Origin of the sequence: Caballeronia glebae, from assembly GCF_001545035.1 — a bacterium.
Taxonomy (GTDB): Bacteria; Pseudomonadota; Gammaproteobacteria; order Burkholderiales; family Burkholderiaceae; genus Caballeronia; species Caballeronia glebae.
Genome location: NZ_FCOJ02000069.1, coordinates 18,914 through 35,848, shown reverse-complemented (window position 1 = coordinate 35,848; position 16,935 = coordinate 18,914). Strand labels below are relative to the sequence as shown.

The 16,935-nt window shown below is 60.5% G+C and carries 19 protein-coding genes; 1 reads left to right on the top strand and 18 read right to left on the bottom strand.

All coding sequences use genetic code 11. The features are described 5' to 3' along the window. The 7 genes from AWB82_RS31425 to AWB82_RS31395 all read right to left on the bottom strand — a co-directional run. A partial coding sequence (locus AWB82_RS31425) for a TraI domain-containing protein (protein ID WP_200818238.1) occupies window positions 1–912 on the bottom strand: 912 nt, incomplete at its 3' end. Further along, window positions 912–1,952: a type IV secretion system protein gene (locus AWB82_RS31420; RefSeq protein ID WP_235023512.1), complete on the bottom strand. Its 1,041-nt coding sequence runs from the start codon at window positions 1,950–1,952 to the stop codon at window positions 912–914. The genes AWB82_RS31425 and AWB82_RS31420, both read right to left, overlap by 1 nt. Next, on the bottom strand, window positions 1,952–2,719 hold the full coding sequence (locus AWB82_RS31415) for a type VI secretion protein (protein WP_086973197.1): 768 nt from the start codon (window positions 2,717–2,719) through the stop codon (window positions 1,952–1,954). Before AWB82_RS31415 ends, AWB82_RS31420 begins: the two co-directional genes overlap by 1 nt. A gap of 23 nt (window positions 2,720–2,742) precedes the next feature. Further along, the gene (locus AWB82_RS31410) at window positions 2,743–5,205 is read right to left on the bottom strand and encodes a VirB4 family type IV secretion system protein (protein WP_086973196.1); all 2,463 of its coding nucleotides are present in this window, start codon (window positions 5,203–5,205) and stop codon (window positions 2,743–2,745) included. Between the two features lie 13 nt (window positions 5,206–5,218). Continuing rightward, complete coding sequence (locus tag AWB82_RS31405) at window positions 5,219–5,482, bottom strand: conjugal transfer protein (protein ID WP_086973202.1); 264 nt, start codon at window positions 5,480–5,482, stop codon at window positions 5,219–5,221. Between the two features lie 46 nt (window positions 5,483–5,528). Further along, window positions 5,529–5,882 carry a TrbC/VirB2 family protein gene (locus AWB82_RS31400; RefSeq protein WP_086973195.1) on the bottom strand — a complete coding sequence of 118 codons (354 nt, stop codon included), beginning with the start codon at window positions 5,880–5,882 and terminating at the stop codon, window positions 5,529–5,531. A 12-nt stretch (window positions 5,883–5,894) separates the two neighbouring features. Further along, window positions 5,895–6,944 (bottom strand): CpaF family protein, encoded by a 1,050-nt coding sequence (locus AWB82_RS31395; protein ID WP_086973194.1) that lies wholly within the window; start codon window positions 6,942–6,944, stop codon window positions 5,895–5,897. Window positions 6,945–7,370: 426 nt separating this feature from the next. On the opposite strand from AWB82_RS31395, the gene AWB82_RS31390 reads away from it, so the two are divergent. Next, window positions 7,371–7,787, top strand: coding sequence for a hypothetical protein (locus AWB82_RS31390; protein WP_235023511.1), 417 nt, complete (start codon window positions 7,371–7,373; stop codon window positions 7,785–7,787). Between the two features lie 113 nt (window positions 7,788–7,900). On the opposite strand, the gene AWB82_RS31385 is transcribed toward AWB82_RS31390, so the two are convergent. The 11 genes from AWB82_RS31385 to AWB82_RS31335 all read right to left on the bottom strand — a co-directional run bounded on the left by AWB82_RS31385 (window position 7,901) and on the right by AWB82_RS31335 (window position 16,436). After that, entirely contained in the window at window positions 7,901–8,296 is a 396-nt protein-coding gene (locus AWB82_RS31385; RefSeq protein WP_086973192.1) for a PIN domain-containing protein, read from the bottom strand. Beyond that, complete coding sequence (locus AWB82_RS31380; protein WP_086973201.1) at window positions 8,296–8,514, bottom strand: AbrB/MazE/SpoVT family DNA-binding domain-containing protein; 219 nt, start codon at window positions 8,512–8,514, stop codon at window positions 8,296–8,298. Before AWB82_RS31380 ends, AWB82_RS31385 begins: the two co-directional genes overlap by 1 nt. Window positions 8,515–8,661: 147 nt before the next feature. Continuing rightward, window positions 8,662–9,960, bottom strand: a complete 1,299-nt coding sequence (locus AWB82_RS31375; protein WP_086973191.1) for a vWA domain-containing protein — start codon at window positions 9,958–9,960, stop codon at window positions 8,662–8,664. A 9-nt stretch (window positions 9,961–9,969) separates the two neighbouring features. Continuing rightward, window positions 9,970–10,884, bottom strand: coding sequence for a hypothetical protein (locus AWB82_RS31370; protein ID WP_086973190.1), 915 nt, complete (start codon window positions 10,882–10,884; stop codon window positions 9,970–9,972). Between the two features lie 143 nt (window positions 10,885–11,027). Next, entirely contained in the window at window positions 11,028–12,053 is a 1,026-nt protein-coding gene (locus AWB82_RS31365; RefSeq protein WP_086973189.1) for a P-loop NTPase family protein, read from the bottom strand. Window positions 12,054–12,306: 253 nt separating this feature from the next. Further along, the gene (locus AWB82_RS31360) at window positions 12,307–13,824 is read right to left on the bottom strand and encodes a hypothetical protein (protein WP_086973188.1); all 1,518 of its coding nucleotides are present in this window, start codon (window positions 13,822–13,824) and stop codon (window positions 12,307–12,309) included. A gap of 101 nt (window positions 13,825–13,925) precedes the next feature. Beyond that, window positions 13,926–14,372 (bottom strand): hypothetical protein, encoded by a 447-nt coding sequence (locus tag AWB82_RS31355; protein ID WP_086973187.1) that lies wholly within the window; start codon window positions 14,370–14,372, stop codon window positions 13,926–13,928. A gap of 228 nt (window positions 14,373–14,600) precedes the next feature. After that, complete coding sequence (locus AWB82_RS31350; RefSeq protein ID WP_086973186.1) at window positions 14,601–15,065, bottom strand: hypothetical protein; 465 nt, start codon at window positions 15,063–15,065, stop codon at window positions 14,601–14,603. Next, window positions 15,062–15,445, bottom strand: coding sequence for a hypothetical protein (locus AWB82_RS31345; protein ID WP_086973185.1), 384 nt, complete (start codon window positions 15,443–15,445; stop codon window positions 15,062–15,064). The genes AWB82_RS31350 and AWB82_RS31345 overlap by 4 nt, the downstream gene beginning before the upstream one ends. Window positions 15,446–15,619: 174 nt before the next feature. Continuing rightward, window positions 15,620–16,078, bottom strand: coding sequence for an outer membrane lipoprotein (locus AWB82_RS31340; RefSeq protein WP_086973184.1), 459 nt, complete (start codon window positions 16,076–16,078; stop codon window positions 15,620–15,622). Between the two features lie 112 nt (window positions 16,079–16,190). Further along, complete coding sequence (locus tag AWB82_RS31335; protein ID WP_086973183.1) at window positions 16,191–16,436, bottom strand: hypothetical protein; 246 nt, start codon at window positions 16,434–16,436, stop codon at window positions 16,191–16,193. Window positions 16,437–16,935: the final 499 nt, after the last annotated feature.

Here is a 16,935-nt window from a genome sequence, read left to right as displayed (position 1 = left end):
ACTTGAACCGGTGTTCTGCGTCGGCTGCGACGGGATTTCGACTGACGGCGAGTCTTCGGGCACCGTGGCAGACGGCGGTGTTGCGGCGCAAGCCTGCGGTGCGGGAGCGGCGGCGTCTGGCGTTCCGGCGGGCGCGGGTTCGGCCTGCGTCGAAACAAACTGCGGCTCTAACGCCAGCGCGACGTGAACGGCAGACGGCACGTCGAATTTGACCGGAGCGAAGACCGCCCGCTGTGCTTTCCGTTCGAAGTCGACGGCGACATCCATCGCCTGACGCACGACCTTGTGCACAAGCGCTTCGAACCCTTGCGGACTGCGTTCCGGATTGATGGCATTGAAGAGATCGGAGTGCACCGCCGTATCGAGCCCAGCGAGCAGTTCCGGCGTGATGACTGTCTGCGCGAACATGGCGGTACGCATCCGCTCGCTCTTAAGCGGCGTCGCGCGCCGCACCGTTGCGTACGGCGCCGCGCCAAGCCAGGCACCGAAAGCACCGTGTGCGGCGGGATTCCACGTCACGCGGTCCGACTGCCGGATGAACTCAAAGTGGCGGAACGGCTCATCTAGCAGTGAACATGCGCTCGCGAGGAACACGGCGTAGTTGTACTGCGGCTCAAGCCGGCGCCGCTTGTCAGAGGTCAGATCAGCGGCAAACTTCTGTCCGCCAGTCAGCCGCATCGCGTAAAAGGTCGATTCAATGGTTGCGCGAAAGGCCCCGCCCGGCTCGCAGTGCAGCTCGGGTGTAAGTGGCATCGACGAAAACCACACTGCCGTGCGGCGGAGGACTGCAAGCCATTTGCGCGCAAATTCGGGCTCCGTGCTTTCGTTGGCGCATTGCCGCACCAGCTCGATGCGCTTCTGATGTGTTGCGAACAGTTGTTCCGCCGCGATCGGCTCGTGCAGCGCGCTCATCACAGTGCTCCCTTGAGGAGCTTGAGAGGACCGGTACCTGTCGCGGAAGCACCACCACCGAAAATCGTCGCGAGCTTCGGGATTTCGAACGACAACAGGAGGACAAAGATCGAAAGGTCGAGGACGTAAGCGCCGTTCAAAGTGGTGTTGCCACCCACTTGCGTCGCCTTCGTGATCGCCGATTCGATCGACGTGCCGACCAGCTTGACCAAGATTGCCACGATGACGACGTACATGCCCGCGCTGATCATCCAATCAAGCCACTTTTTGAAGTAGCTGCGTGTGTACGATGAGAAGCCCAACGCTATCGCGATCGGACCAAGCACGATGCCCACCGCAGCCTGAACCTGACCGATCGCCGTGAAGAAGATGAAGACGATTGAGGCGACGCACATGGCAACTGCCGAGATGCCCAAAACGATGACGTCCGCCAGCGATCCACCAAGATTCATCAAGCCGAAAATCGAGAACTTGCTCTTCAACGCGTCGAACATGACGCCCGCAAGCTTCCCCATTGCTGCGCCAACGGATCCGTTGTCGGCCCCACTAATATGTCCGGCCAACTGCTCGAACCACGTCCAAAACCCGGACGCAGAGGTGCTATATCCGAGATACAAGGCCACAAAAATCCCGAGCGTTGCGAGTTCCTCGAACAGGTCGACCCACGCTGAAATGGGGTGGTGCGTGCCTGCGAAGCGAACGCCCATTAGCACCAGCGAGATGACGCCGAGGCCCCACGCGAATTTGTTGGCCTCGTCCATGACATTGGCGCTCGCCGAGACGGCAGTGGCGAACACATTGCCGAGCAAAGCGTGAATCTGATTGGCTGCATTCGTCGCGCCGTTCGCAAAGTCGCCGTCTTTGCTTGCCACAGCGTTGCCCTTGCTTGTGTCCGTGGTCCCAGACGCTGTAGCAGTCGTCGCAACGTTCGCGGTGGTGGTCGTCTGAGCAAAAGCGATCGTCGACGTGCCGGCAAAACCAAGCATTAAGGCAAAAACGATGAAAAGCGGACGTAGCACTCGCATGATAGGGTGGCCCATTACTGCCCCAACGTAGTGGAGGAGCCAATCGTCGAGTTGAACGCGGCGCGCTCGCGGTCCTGCTGCGCCTTGAGCGCAGCTTGAGCGTTGTTGTTCACTTGCTCCTGCGCAACAGCGGCGGAATCCTTCACCGCATCGCTTCGTTGCTTGGCTGCCATCATCGAAATCAGGTCGCTGTTCTGACTGGAGATGATGTCCAGCATGTGAGTCGTCAGCTGAGCCGTTGCCTCCATCGTCGGCGACATATTCAGTTGGTCCTGAATCTCCTGCCGGCGCTTCGCGAGCGTGCCCACATGCGAGATGACATCGTTCCCCTGCTGGAAAAGCTGCTTCGCGGTCTTGTCGTTGTTCTGCAGGAGGGTGTTTTGATCTGTGAACCACTGTTCGGGTGTCTTTCCCGACTGGGTGATCAACGCCTGAACCTTGTTCGCGTACTCCGCATTGTTCTGAAGTCCGCCGTACAGATCCTTCAGTGCGTCGGTGTACTTGGTCAGGCTCGAAATATCGCTCGTGATGCTGTTGAACTGCGCGAGCATCGCGGTCGGGTTGAGGTTGGTTGCCTGCTTGAGCTGGTTGAGCATCATCTGGTACTGATACACCAGGTTCGAGTCCTGATAAACCTCACCCTTCACTGCGGCCGCCGCCGTCATCGTGTTCTGAATGAAGTTTGAAGCATCGAACACGGGCATGTTCGCATTGGCGTGTTGCACAAACCCGAGCGTCAATACGCCGGTCGCGGCGATGCAGCGGAGCAGTTTTTTCATCATGGCGGTGCCTTCAAGGTGAAGCGTTAAGCGTTGATGAGTACGTCGCGCACATAGTCCTCCTGCCACTGCGGGCTGCCAGACTTGACGTGCTTGTCGAGGAGCGCTTGCGCCCGACCGTCGGAACGGAGGTAGGCGAGCGCTTCCTTTGGAAACTGAGCCTGCAGCATCCGGCTTTGCTTGGCCGTCACCCACAGGTAGTCGCGGTTGGGCACCGCGTCGGAAATCATCTTGATCTGGTGCTGCGTAAGACCGAACACGTCGCTGTACAGGCCTTGGTTGTTGTTCGCGTCGCTGTTCGGCAGATAGATGATGTTCGGGATGTTCTCTTTCAGAATCTCGAAATTCGGCACGCGCGCAAGCTGCCCGAGCGACTGCGTCGCCATCACCAGCGCCGCGTTGAGCTTCCGGATCGTCACCGCCCAGATTTCGAGGCGCGCGTAGAACTTCGGGTAGGTGAAGAAGAAGCCCGCCTCTTCGATCTCGATCACCGTATAGCGCTTGCCGTCGAGGATCTGCGCGATCCGGTAGAACGCGTAGTCCATGAACAAGGCAGCGGCCACCGGATAGTTCTGGAACAGGTCGCCCATTTCGATAGACAGGTCATCGGAGATTGCGAAACCGTCTTCGGCGTGGTCAAAGAACTCGCCGTTCTTGTTCCCCTCGGTCCAGACCTGTAGCCGCTCACGCAGATCCGCCGGCAGTAACGTAATTAGGCTCGACAGCCGCCACTTCTCAGTCGGAAAGCCTAGCGCCAGCGTTTTGATCCGGTCGTAGATCTCCGTTTGTTGCTGCGGCGTGCAGGTGTAGTCCTCGCCCTCAATGGCAAGCTGAACCCAATCCGCGACGTACGACCAGTGCCTCTGGTCGCCGATCAGCGACAGCGGATTCACGGACGTCGCCGCGTCGAAACGTCCGGTTGCGTCGATGAACCGACCGCCGCCGAGCAACGTCGGGATGCGAGTAGAGCGGTCTTTGTCGAACCGGATTCGCCGCGCGCCATGACGCCCGGTCTGCGTCATCAAGTAGTTGAGGAACACCGACTTGCCCGCGCCGATTGGGCCGACGACGAGGGTGTGCGCTTTGCCGCCCGGGTGATGAAGGTCGAAATACTGAAGCGTGCGATGGCGGGTTGGAAGGCACGTCAGTGGGCCGGTTTTTGTGCCGGACTGCTGCGTGAGCCATTCGTTGACCTTCGATCCTTCGCCGACGCTGCACAACGGGGCAATATCCGAGACTGCGGGCGTCTCAACGAACTGCAGGCGCTTTTGCTGGTCCCAGCGGCCCGGCAGCGTCGCGCTCCACGAGGCGAACAGATTCGTCTTCTCGAGGATGACACCGAACCCCGCGTTTCCGATCACGCCGACCACCTGGCGCGTTGCGTCCTCACACTCTTCCGGCGTGCTGCCATAGACCACAACGGAGATATTGGCGAAGCCGTATTGCTGGCCTTGCGCGTCGAGCTTGGCAAGCGCGTCGCCCGCTTCCTTGGCGAGAATTTCGCGGCCTTCGTCGTTCTTTTGCTCTTCCTTCGTTGCCCACTGCTTGAGGATCGCGACGGGATTGAAGGCCGCGACCTTGTAGAAACCGCGAATTTTCTTGATGTAGGCGCTCGCTCGCGACGTGTCGAGGAAACGGAACATCACGCAGACGTCCAGTTCCGCGTCGACCTGCGAGAGTACGTCGAGCGCCGCCTCCTGGAATCCCATCCACTCTTTGATGCCGATGATCCGGGCGTACATCTTGCCGTGCGCCGATTCGAACATCAGCTCGGTCGCGCCAATCGTGACTTCCGTCTCCGTCAGGTGCGTGTCGAGCATCGTGACCGGATAGCGCACGCGGCGCTTGGGGGTCGACGGGTTCGCTCGCTGATGCAGGAACGACAGCGCGTTCTGCAATTGCAACCGCTTCATCTTCAGGCGCGTGACGCCGCCTACGAAGCCGTCGATCACGGACTCGAATCGCTTGATCTCGTTATGGATCTTGGTCAGGTCGAACGCAAAGGCGCTGCGCGCGAGAAGCGTGTCTTTCAACGCTTCGAACATCGCAACGGCCAGGTTCTTGCCGCCGACCGTCATGTGATAGCTGATTTTGTCGAAGATCCGCGAGATGCCGGTCTCAGGCGTAAACGCGAGTGCGAGCGAATGCGAGTTCTTGAAGTATTTGCCACTGCCGATGATCGCCTGGTTGATGGCGTCTACGCGCGCGTCGGCCTCGGACGCGAACGTCCCTTCGATTCCGCCACGCACGCGTCGGTGCGATATGCGCCACCAGGCAGTCACGCGGTGGTCGAAGTTACGGCACGCGTGATCGAGGTTGTCGCGCGCGGCAGTGATGTCGCCCGGATTGGGAGAGTCCGCGTCGATGCCTTCGAACTCGAACACGGTCAATAGCGACCCGTCCTTATTGAGCACCAGTTCAGGCGTGACCATCGTCGCCCACGGCGTGATCTCCTGCACCGCGCGCTTGGTGAACATCATTTTCAGCATGATTCTTGGCCTACTAACATGGAAGGTCCTGATCAAACCCATACGGGCGCTTGAAGCGCGCACTGAAACGACTGCTCGGTCCCGCCTCGTAGACGTCCGGGTAACGGTTGTAGACCAGCATTACGATTCGCCACCACGGGTCAGTCGAGCTCTTCCAGCGCAAAAACACATGCACTAGCGCGCCGACGACGAGGAACGCCGGACTCCAGCTCGTGTAGCAGAGCAGCGCCGTCATCGTCCCGTTGAAGATGGCTAGCCCCCGATCTGCCCCGCCCATCTGGCGCGGCAGCGAAAGGCCACGACTAACCTTGTGCTGGCGCATATCAGCAGGCGTTTGCCATATGGAAATGGCTCTGCATGATGGGCACCGCCACCGATGCGATGCCAAGTCCGACCAGCACGACCGAGAATGTCTTGGCGATATTGCTTTCCGAGTTCGCCACCGCGACGCCGCCGAGCGTAATGAGCACAATGCCGATGCCGTACAGGTACGGGCCGCTGATCAGGTTGCTGATCGTGCAGATGATGTCGGTCAGGCCGGTCAGGTTCGAAAAGTCACCCGCTGCCATGGCGGCGACTGAGACGACGCTCAGAAGCGCGCCGACCAACATTGATTTGCCCGGACGCAGATGCTTCGCGACCTTGGCGGCTCTATTCAGTACCTTCTTGCCCTTCATTTGATGCTCCCGTTAAAAAACGCGCTGTAGGTCGTAGTCGTTGTTTTTGAATCCCCGGATTTCGAGGATTTCGGAGACGTGACGCATCTCGCCGGTGCGCTTGAAGTGCACGACGTAGTTGAAGCAGTCAGCGATGTTCTTGCGCATGTCTTCCAGTTCCCACCGCGATCCCGTCGGGATGCCGAGCATGGCGAGCGACTCGAGACGGCTGAGCGCGGTGCGTGCGTTGTTCGCGTGGATCGAGGCGAGCCCGCCGTCGTGGCCCGTATTGAGGGCCTGCAGCAGGTCGTAGGCTTCCCCGCCGCGCACTTCGCCCACGATGATCCGGTCGGGGCGAAAGCGCAGGCACAGCGCGACGAGCAGTTGCGTCGTCACATTGGTGTCGGCGTTCGAGAGCAGCCGCACGCGGTTCGGCACGTGCAGCTTCAGTTCCATCGTGTCCTCGATGGAAATCACCCGCTGGTCTGACGGGATTTGCTCGATCAGCGCGTTGAGGAACGTTGTCTTACCGGCCGACGTGCCGCCGGCGACGAGCACGTTCTTGCGCGACTGCACTAATGCGACGAGCGCGCGCATGAGCGCTTCGTCCTCGATGCCTTCCTCGAAGTGGATCGCTTCCGCGTATTCGGGCCGGGCGTTTGCTGCGGAGAACGCGCCCATGCTCACGTAGTCCGACAGCGCGAGTTTCGACTCGCGATGCTTTCGGATACTGAGTGCATGGCCGTCGATCGACGTCGGACTCATGACCGCCGCGATACGCAGGTTTTGGTGACCGGCGTTGATGATGCCCTTATCGCTGCCCGCCTTGGCCGACTTCTCGACGGACGAGGCGAGCGAGTGGATCGCGCCTTCAAGTTGTTCGGGGCGCAGGTCGACGTTCTCGCGCGTCATCACGCCGCGACGCTCCACCCAGACGTTGCGGTAATCATTGATCATGATTTCGGCGAGGTCGGGAGTATCGAGCAGCTCGCGCAGTGGCGAGAGCGCATGAAAGAACATGCGCACGGATTCCGCTTCGAGCGGGCGCAGCTTTAGAAGTTGATTGTCGGCAGACTCGGACATGCGATGCTTTGTGGGCGATCTAACATGTCGAGTATTATTGGCGTTGCTATGTCTACGCGGATTTGGAAAGGAGACTCAAATCGAGCGGCTTTCGCAGGTCGCACCCTGCTGACCTTGCGGCGGTCTAGGTGCGTGCGCGCAGCGGCGAACTAAGAAATATCATGATGCTGGTCGATCCGCGAAAAGAGGCACAAAAACATACCTCTTTCGCCTGGAATGCCTCGCGGATGTGAGTTATGGGTTCGCTATACAGATCTTTCACGCCCTACGAGAAGCTACGATGCGCGCTCGAGGGGCTTCCGGTCCGAACGCAGCGCCACGCTTTCAGAAACGGCGTGGGACAATTGTTAGCGCGCAGCCCATTCGCCTTGCCCGATGTCTCGAACTTCTCCTTTCAAGCGCTCCCCCCAAGCCGCCCGCGCACGCTTGGTCAAGGCACAATTGCTTCCGATCCCCCGCGCAGTTGCAGACGACTTGGCGCTGCGGGCGCACCTTTCATTGGAAGCTATCCGCGGCGCCTGCGACCACATCGGCCCCGCCCACCACACCACGGAAGTCGTCCTGCTCGCTAAATTCCTTTCCGAGGCAGGTCATGGCGACTTTTCTCCTGAGTTGCTGCTGGCCGCCAATCATTCAATGACTGAGGTGTTCGACGGCGGCAGGAAGACCGGGACGTGGAGCGTGTCCTCTTACGACGCGTTCGCGCTGCTTTCCGCTATCGTCGGCATGTACGATCGCCAACTGCAGAAAGCGAGCTTGGGGGCACTGACCACCGCGACCGAACGGCTCGAGCGATTCAAGGCCGGTGAGGCATACCAGTCACTTCAGAAGCGGCGCGCGTAAGCGTCACTATCGGGCAGTTACCCCTAGCGCCGACGGTGCCTGTTCGGCCGGTTCGATCAAGTTGCTGACTCGGTCCTGGCCGTATCGCGTCAGGGAGGGCTGAGAGGGGTCTGTCAGAGCGAAGCAGTGCCGGGAATACGGGTGGCCTTGCGGTCGAAAGTATAAAACGGTGCTTGACCGGCCACCCCCGCAAGCGCCGCGTGAAGGCAGTCCGCGAAATCGACGTTGCGTGCCTTGTAATGATGCAACGCGATTTCCAAGGCCGATTCGCTCTCGAAGTTCAGCTCCATGGTCCGAAGCAGGCGCGTATAGATGTCTGTGACCGCCTTCTTGTCGAGTTTGTACCGGGCCCTGAGGACCCAGTCGAGCTCGAGGGCCACGGTAATCGGTATGTACAGCGGCTGTCGCCCGTGAATCTGATGTTCGATTAGCTGCCGCGCTTGTTCAAACTGACTTTCGTCATCACGAATGAGAAATCGCACGAGTACATTCGTATCGAGGGAGGCCATCAGCTACTCCAGGGATTCATGTCCTCGATATCCACACACTTATCCGTCTTCACCGACCCGGCCAGGTCCAGAATCGACAGATTTTTCGCCCGCACGATAACGTCCCCGTCTGGTGTCACATGCCACTCGAGGCGGGTACCCGGTTCAGCGTGAAGTGCTGCTCTCACTTCGGCGGGGACGGTGGTCTGTCCCTTAGATGTCATGGTTGATTCGGCCACGTCTTGCTCCTTACTTTTCGTGAAATTGTAAGGCGACATCCCGTCCGGACGCAAGGCCGAATGCACCCTCAAGGTGTGGGCGTAAAACGAAAAAAGCCCAGCAATGCCGGGCTTCGTTCTTCAGCAAATGTCCGGGCGAACCCAGGTCTAACAAATCATCTCCACCGTCTCACCGAAGGGCGCCTTCCGAGCCCGTGCCAAGGGCGTGGTCGACGCCCACAACACGGGATAAGCCGGTGCAATGGCCGGGAACTGGCCATTCATATCCGTTTGGTAGACCAGAAAGGCGGGATTCAATCTGTCTTTGGCGACCCGATTGAACGGATCGATGAACACCGATCCGCCGCCACCGCGCGCTGGCTTAATTTCCGGTGAGTCGCCTCGCTCGAAGATCTGCATCTGCGTCACGCGGGTATCGCAATCCATCACGATCAGCCGCGCGGGCTTCAACGAATGGAAGACCGCGAGGATCTCCGCGTCGAACTGCGCCTGCGTTTCGTCGAACACCGAGCCGCTAGAGTCCCGCACAAACACCGCATCGCCGATCGCCGGTGTATGCAGCGCGGGCAGGTAGAACCCGAGATGCAGATACCGACGGTTGGGCGTCGCGAAGCTGTAGTCCGACGGCGACGACTGCTGCGCAAAGCGATGCAGCACCGCACGCCAGTCAACGATGGGCCGCACCGCTTCGCCCGCCATTGCCTGCAGATCGCCGGGGAGCTTGCCGCGCATCGCGGCCGCTTTCGCGGCTTGCGTGGCGGCAACCTTCCACTCCGCTTCTTTTACCGGCTTGTCCGGCCCCTTGTAGGGCCGCACTTCGCCGAATGACCCGGGATGCGCAGGCTGATCGCCGGGCGATTGCCCCGGCGCGGTGCCGTTCTGGCCACCGGCTTTCGGTGCTTGCCCGCCGTTCGGCTGCTGCTGATCCTGCGGACCGGGCTGCGGCTGCTGTTGCTGCGGCGGCTGGAGTTGCGGCGGCGGCTGTTGCTGCGTCTGAGGCTGCTGCTGCTTCTCCTTCGCCTCCTGCGTCAGCAAACCGTAGATTTCCTCCGCCGACTTGCCCGTATAGCGCGGATCGACAAGCGCCCCTTTCGGCAGAACCATGCCCGATGACAGCACGATCGAGTTGATCGCGTAGTCACAGGCATCGTTCCATCGATCCGGATCGCGCGCGCCCTGCCGCCAGCAATGGCCATTGGCCACGTGCAAGACTTCGTGCGCAATGACGCCGCGCACTTCGACGTCACTGAGCGATTCCATATACGCCGGGTTGTAGCCCAACGTCTCGCCATCCACCCAGAACGTCTTGGCAGTCGGATCCTCGCGAACGTTCAATCGGAGCGCGAGCGCCCCGAAGAACGGTTGCGAAAGGACGAGCTCGGTCCGCTGCCGGGCAATGCGCGGATGGACCGCGCTACTGCCTAGCACCACATCGTTGCGGTCCATGACGCCCCCTTACGCGGCGAGGCGCAGTTGGCTCGCGTGCGCCGATTCGACTTCTATCGGCTCCGGCTGCATGCCCATGAAGGCGGCCATCAGCCCTTCAATCTCCTGTGCCTTGCTGGCCACCTGAGAACGAAGCACGCGCGAATCCTTCAACTCCGCGCCCGTATGCACGGCCAGATGCGTTCTGGCTTGCTCAAGGATGTGCGTAAGCTGCGGGTCGTTCGCGAAGTTGAGCTTCGGCAGCAACACGCAGAGTTCCCGCACGTTGTTCGCGACATCCAGTCGGACGTTGCCGGTCGAATACAGGCGGTTGGCCATCTGCGACACGGCTTCGTACAGGCGCCGCACCAGGTCGTCGTTCGCCGTGGCAATCGACGCCAGAACGTGCTGGTCGAGTTCGCTCCTGAGCGTCGTCAGTACGTTCGCCGGCAGCTCGACGCCAAACTGGCTGGCGTCCGGAAACGGCAGAACGGCCATCTTCACGCCGAACTTCGTGGACAGCTCAGCGAGGGTCGGATAGTCCGCCTCATTGAACAGTCCGTTCAGTTCTTCGCGAGCCGCCTCCTTCAGGTTCAGGTAGTCGGTCAGGAACACGAAAACCGCCAAGTCAAACTCGTCTTTCAACGCGCGCATCTTTTCGGCGAAATCGATGTAGACCATCGTCGGCAGCAGACGCACGCCCAGCTGGTCGTACTTCAGCGTGTGGTCGTAGAAGTACGAGCGGATGCGGCCGGCGAGCGTCACGACTTCGGCGAAGCTCGGCGCGTGCTCGGGCAAGAGGCGTTTATTGAATCTGCCGATGCCCTTCGCGTGGTGCTTGCTCTCCACTTCCTGCGTCACCTTGCCGTCGAAACGGCGGGCAACCCAGGTGGAAATCGTGACGGAGCAGAGCATGACCTTCGATTGAATGGAAGTGATGTCCATGAAAAGACCTCGTAGAGAAATGGAATGGATGAACCCAAGAAAAAGGCCCTGTGCGTCCGAGGACGCGACAGGGCCGACAGGTGATGCGGGTTAGAAAGCTGAGAGACATCGAAGCGCATAGTCGAAGCGCGTAGTCGAAGCTCTTACTCGCCGCGGATGATCTTGCCGATCTCACCGCCTTGCGCTGCGATGAACGCATACGAGTTCTGGATCTGCGGTGAGCGCTGAACTGCATCGCGCACCAGCAGCGCCGCAAACTCGCGATGCCCTTCGCCGATCAGACGCTCGGTGTAGCGCACGATGCGATCAAAGTTGTTCTCGTTCGCGCGTGCCGCCAGCGCCGCCGCGATCGCGTACAACGCGGAAGGCTTGGCCGGGATCATTGCCGTGTCGGGCGCGAGGAGAATCGCGTCCGGCTGGGGCAGCTCGCGGAAGATCTGGAGGAACGCGACCAGTTCCGTCGCGGCACCCTCTCCCACCGATCCGGCGTAGGAGATGTGCTCCAGGTGCTTGGGGACTACATCCATGGTTTTTGCCACGAACCCCCAGCTACGCGGACTCGGCGCGTTCTCGATGTCGCGCGATGTCTTCTGCACGGACAGCAAATCCGGGCGGAAGCGCAGGAACGCGATGAGCGCGGGCGGGATGTTTTCGCGCACGGCCCACTGCGTCCAGTCGTCGATGGTCGGTTCCAGCTCGACCACCGTGGCGAAACGCGATATCACCGGATCGAGAATCCCGGAGACACCGGCGTTATCGGTGCGGCGGTTGGTGGCCGCGAGGAAGGTGACCTGCGGCGGCAGGACGTGTTCGCCGACGCGCCGCGCGAGCAGCAACTGCATCTTCGCGGCTTGCACGGCGGGCGAGGCCTGCCCGAGATCGTCCAGAAACCAGATGAGCGGGCGTCTGGCCGTCATGGCGCGTTCCAGGTCTCCGAACGGCAGGAACTTGGCGGTCGTGCCATCGGGCGAAGGAAACGGCAAGCCTTTCGAGTCGGTCGGATCTTCGACGACCGGGTGGCTGATGAGCAGTTCGTGATCAGTCGCGTGCGCGGTCTGTTCGACGATATCGCTCTTGCCGATGCCGGGGCGGCCAGTGATGAGCACCGGCAGGCGCTTCGGCACATACAGCGAGAGGAGTTCGGTGAGCTGAGCGGGCGTGACTTTCATGATGGCTTCCAAAGAGAAGCCCCATAAAGACTACGCCCGTAGGGACGCGGTCCCTTAGGGGCAAGATATGAAGAAGCCGGCTCGTAGCCGGCTGGGTCGATGCGTCGGTGACGCGGGTGATAGATGCAGTGTAGGGGTCTGGCGGTGCGGCAATCCGCGGAAAGGTCACTATTTCATAGCGCCTTTTGCGCCGCCGTGTCGTTGAGATAGCCGAAAAAACCCGGCACGTGTGCCGGGTTGGTTGAAAGATAAATCAGCTTGCGCGCCGTTCGAGCGACACGCGCGCATAAGCGAGCGTGCCGTCGTTCGCGCGAAGCGATACCTGCAGGTGCCGGATCGGATCAGCGAGCGCATAACGCACGCTCGCTCCCTGCCGCACGCTCACGATCTGCGAGAAGCCCTCGGCGATTGTGCGATCCACCCACTCTGCACCGGTCAAGACTGCGCCATCGTCCATACGGATGCGCGACATTTCGGCGGCTTCGCGAGCGCGTGACACCTCGCGAGCGACGCGCCTCGCCTCCCGCTGAGAGACCGACAGCGACTCCCACTCCGCCTGCTGTGCGGCGTCCATGCCGTCCAGTTCGAAGATGCCCCGGCGCCGAGCCGCGGCGGGCACGCCGATCAGCTTGATGCCGAACATCTCGCGCACCGCTTGCTTGCTCGCACGGTTTGCATCGTCCGGGCGGTCCAGAATGCGAAGCAGATAGGACATGTCGGCCGTCCGGACCGCTTTCGCGAACTCGTTGGCGAACGTGTGGGTATGCCTGCCGTGATCGAGAATGGCGAGCTGCCCGCCGAGTTCGAAGCTGCGCGCACTTATGCTGCCGGCCCTCCGCGCCGCTTCGAGTTCGGCTAGCCAGTTGTCACGAAGGCTATCGGCAAGCGTGCGCCGTAACACTTCCGCGAACTGACATGTCGGCAAGCCAACATCGACGGGCTTCAGGTAAGCCGCAGGCAAGGGATGCGCCTCGAGGATACCCTTGGCGTACAGCAGATCGTCGACTTCGACCAACGTTGGCTCCTTGGGCACGAGACCCATCAGCATCGCGAGCAGCGCGGCGTTGCAGGAGGTGATCGCCTGCTTCGAATAACGCATCACTGTAACCAGCGGTACGAGCTTCGCAAGCGACAATGCACCGCGTAACTCCGGCACCGTCACAAGCGGCTTGGCCCATTGCAAGTCCGAGTCGAACTCCGACCACGAAGCGTAGTCGTCGACGACTGCTCGCGGAATAGGCTTGCCCGCAAGGAGCGCATAGGCGACGTGAACCTCGTGCCGACCGTTGCTCTGCCGGTTGCCCAGCATCGGCCCTGCGTAGCGGAAACCGAACCGACGTTCGGACTCGTCCTGCAGCAACTCGAAGAGATCCAATCCACGATGGCCGCACTTAGCCGCCTCTTCGTGGGCTTGCGCCACCTGATCCGACGAGAATAGATATAGCGGCTTGCGTGCGAGATCGAAAGCCAGATAGAGCAATTGCCAATGCTCGCGCCGAATCTGCCATGGCTCGAGCACGGCGAACGACGGTCTGAAGTAGGCCGCGTCGATTTCATCGATGAGCGACAGGAAGATGCTCGACGCGGTGCCGGGCATGCGCACGGTCAATCTACCGTTGAACCGGGTGACCGAAACGGGATGGCCGAAGAAGGCAAGGGAGATGTCGGCCGGATCTAGGTCGGCGATAGGGGCGTTGCCGCGAAGGAATCTCAGCACTTCGAGCAACGTGCGGAAAGACTGCGAGAACCCAGCGAAAGAAAGCTCGTACATGATCGATCGTCCAAAAGAAAAGCCGGGCAATCGATCCCCGACGGGTCGACGCCCGGCAAGGGTGGGTTGCGCCTAGTGGCGCGACGAGCGTGAGAACCGCTTTACGCGGCGTCCAGCAATCGCGCGATGACACGCGCGAGTGACCACGCGTGGTCGCTTGAGAAAACCTTCGCACGCAGCAACGGCATCACCGCGTACGTCCGCTCGAGCGAGTCTGCGAGCGGTCGGCGGCTAATCCAGTCAACGTGGATGATCCACCCTTCCGAATTGCCCGTGCATACGGACACGGAAATCCGGTCGTGCGAAAACGGCTCCGGCCACGGTCTACAGTGGCGAGCGCCGTAGACCGCTTCATTGGCGTCGTCGAGCATGTTGGCGGGACACAGCCACTCCGGCTTGAGCTCGGTCTTGCACAAAACACGACTCAGTTCCAAGAACACCTGACTCAGCGACTTGCCTTTGGTGTCCAGCCGAGCGATAGCTCTGATATCGACTGCGCCGGCAGCGCCGATGCTCATCGGCAGTGCGGCAGTGATCGGTTGATGCATGGTGGGGCTCCTGAAAATGCAAAACGCGCCCGTAGGCGCGCAAAACGATGGACAAAAAAAACCGCACCCCTAGAGGTGCGGCTTAGCTTGTGTGACTCAGCTTGCGCTGTGTCGAATCATTTACCCCAATCGCGTTCGCGATCGGCTTTGCGACCATTGTTGGCGCTCCACATGAAGAAGGCTGCAATGGACAAGCCGAATACCAATGTGAAAATTGTTGCGCCCACGTCAATCTCCTTTCATTACGTAGTGGCCTGCATACCGCAATACTACTCCGAGGGCAGCGAGTGCGCTCGTACTTGCGATCGTCAACGAATCCCACGCCGACGCAGAATGAGCGTAGCCGACTGCACCTCCAATCGATGCCGCTGATAGGGTGTGGAGGCAGCGCCCATTTTGGTGCCGCTGGTCTTTTGTCGGCGTCGCAACTGCGTGAAGCACTTGTTGTAAGCCCGGGCCCGGTTCGGGAGGGATCGACACCCTATACCTGCCGTCATCTACCATTTTCACCGGCAAGACGTCGCCTTTGTACTGGAGGCTGAACGACGGCGAGCACTCCGACTCCTCCATCTTGCTGAGCAGCCGCAGTACGCGCGGTGCCAGATGAACTTCGCCCGTTGCTGGATCGAGGGTGACCCGGTCCACGATCGTGGTGCCGGAGCTGTACTCGATTTTCACCTTCGCCAGTTTCATCGACGACCTCCGCACTTCAGGTCGATACCACCAGCCAAACGTAAGCCGTCGAGCATCGCTCGATAGCCCCCGGGGGTTTCGAGTTGAGCAAGCGCGACGTGATTCTCGCCGCCGCCTGTCACATCGGAGCGACCGCGCCGCGTTCTGAAGCTCAGCGCGACGCCCGAACCGCAGCGACGCTCGAGAACATCGACGAACAACGTCTCCGTACGCAACGACACGCGCACCGCGGAACTGCCGCGGCGAGTATCAGTGACGATTTCGTGCGCGTGGGCGGGAAGACGCAAGTCCTGCGCAACGCGACGCAGAACGCGCGTCGCGTGTCTTTGCAGAGCCTCTTTTGCGCCGGAATTGGCGCTGCTGCGATCCGCGTAGAACACTCGGGGAAACTTCATGATTGCCTCACATTGCAGACGAGGCAGGTCCCTTGCGGGGCCTGCCCCGCAAGGGTTGGCGCGGTTTTCACCGCGCAATTAAGAGATGCGTGTCACGATGCCCGGTTAGAGGAATCGCGCCTTATAAGCGTCGAGCGCAGGCTTCAGCCGTGCCGCCTGTTAGTGGGTGAGCCGGTAACGAGTGCCGTTCGAAACGAGAAAAACCTGCTGGCCAGCGACGAACTGCTGATCGTCGACCTGCGTGACGACCACGGTCTCGCCGTTGGCGCGGCGAAGGAAGACTTCGACACTGTGACGCGACATAGCGGCACTAACGCGCTGAGCCACCAGCCCGGAAACCGAGCCGGAAAGCGCGCCGGCGACATAGCGGCCGCTACCATTGCCGATGACTTGCGAGCCGAGGAAGGCGCCCGCTGCTGCACTGACGATCGAGGCAATGCCCGATGAGCCGGAATTGCTTTCAATCGTAATCGGACGCACGCGCAGGATGGTTGCCTGCTCGAACTGGCCGATGCGTTGAACGTCGTAGCGCAGGTAGGTATTCGGCGAACCGAAGTCGGCGCTGGCGCATGCAGACAGCATGCACACGAGGATCAGGCCGGAGATGATTTTGAACATGGTTGCCTCAACGAAAATGGGGCAACCATGCCCGTCAGGGTTGGTTGCCCTGATCGGAAAGAATCGGGAAGAAAACGGCGTCCAGCGAACTGGACGCGTCAATTACGAAGAACTAAGAGGCGGCATGGCCGAGGTGATGGAGTCTGACACGACCGCTTGTCACCAGATGCCCTTCGGCTTGGGGATTGAGCGAATAGTCCCAGTCCACCATTGCCGTGCCGTCGCTCCACACTGAACGAATTCGACCGGCGTAAAGCTGCGGCGGACTGGCCTCGACGTCCTGACCGACCACACGCTGATTCGTCATGAAACCGTTCTTGCTGGAAACCTTGACGACAGGTGCGAGAGTGCGAGACATAGACAGCTCCTCAAGAAAAGGGAGCCGTCTCCCGTTGGGATCGGCTCCCAAGGGGACGAAAAAAGGCGACCAACAAGGGTCGCCAGAAGATTGCCGACATGGACGGCTGGAGAGAAGACGGACCTCTAGCACGCTGGAGGGTTAGGTCGATGCGCAGATGCGCGGGGAATGAGGCTAGTCTACGAGGCTAACCAGGCGACGAAGGCACGAAAGCTCGCGATTTCACTATGCCTTCTCAACATTCATCGCCTTCGCACCGAGCGACTACATACGCGACGATCAAGATCGCGGCCGCGAAAAAGAGCGCCGACTCGATTTCTGGAGCGGCGCTAAAAGTTCGTCTTCTATCCGAGGGCCGTCGACAAACCTGAGATAAGCCTCAATCTAACGATCGGCAACATATACCTTCGGCCGAAGAGCCCACCCAAATTCGTTCTCATTTGGCCTTTGTTGGACCGCGCAGTCCGATATGATTTTCTTGAGTGAGTTAGGTGTGGTA

Bases quoted from the DNA above. Each gene is read 5' to 3' on its own strand.
- AWB82_RS31400 (WP_086973195.1), bottom strand. From the start codon at position 5,882: ATGAAGGGCAAGAAGGTACTGAATAGAGCCGCCAAGGTCGCGAAGCAT.
- AWB82_RS31370 (WP_086973190.1), bottom strand. From the start codon at position 10,884: ATGGACATCACTTCCATTCAATCGAAGGTCATGCTCTGCTCCGTCACG.
- AWB82_RS31340 (WP_086973184.1), bottom strand. From the start codon at position 16,078: ATGTTCAAAATCATCTCCGGCCTGATCCTCGTGTGCATGCTGTCTGCA.
- AWB82_RS31350 (WP_086973186.1), bottom strand. From the start codon at position 15,065: ATGAAACTGGCGAAGGTGAAAATCGAGTACAGCTCCGGCACCACGATC.
- AWB82_RS31420 (WP_235023512.1), bottom strand. From the start codon at position 1,952: ATGGGCCACCCTATCATGCGAGTGCTACGTCCGCTTTTCATCGTTTTT.
- AWB82_RS31335 (WP_086973183.1), bottom strand. From the start codon at position 16,436: ATGTCTCGCACTCTCGCACCTGTCGTCAAGGTTTCCAGCAAGAACGGT.
- AWB82_RS31375 (WP_086973191.1), bottom strand. From the start codon at position 9,960: ATGGACCGCAACGATGTGGTGCTAGGCAGTAGCGCGGTCCATCCGCGC.
- AWB82_RS31360 (WP_086973188.1), bottom strand. From the start codon at position 13,824: ATGTACGAGCTTTCTTTCGCTGGGTTCTCGCAGTCTTTCCGCACGTTG.
- AWB82_RS31405 (WP_086973202.1), bottom strand. From the start codon at position 5,482: ATGGGCGGGGCAGATCGGGGGCTAGCCATCTTCAACGGGACGATGACG.
- AWB82_RS31395 (WP_086973194.1), bottom strand. From the start codon at position 6,944: ATGTCCGAGTCTGCCGACAATCAACTTCTAAAGCTGCGCCCGCTCGAA.
- AWB82_RS31365 (WP_086973189.1), bottom strand. From the start codon at position 12,053: ATGAAAGTCACGCCCGCTCAGCTCACCGAACTCCTCTCGCTGTATGTG.
- AWB82_RS31410 (WP_086973196.1), bottom strand. From the start codon at position 5,205: ATGCTGAAAATGATGTTCACCAAGCGCGCGGTGCAGGAGATCACGCCG.
- AWB82_RS31415 (WP_086973197.1), bottom strand. From the start codon at position 2,719: ATGATGAAAAAACTGCTCCGCTGCATCGCCGCGACCGGCGTATTGACG.
- AWB82_RS31385 (WP_086973192.1), bottom strand. From the start codon at position 8,296: ATGGCCTCCCTCGATACGAATGTACTCGTGCGATTTCTCATTCGTGAT.
- AWB82_RS31355 (WP_086973187.1), bottom strand. From the start codon at position 14,372: ATGCATCAACCGATCACTGCCGCACTGCCGATGAGCATCGGCGCTGCC.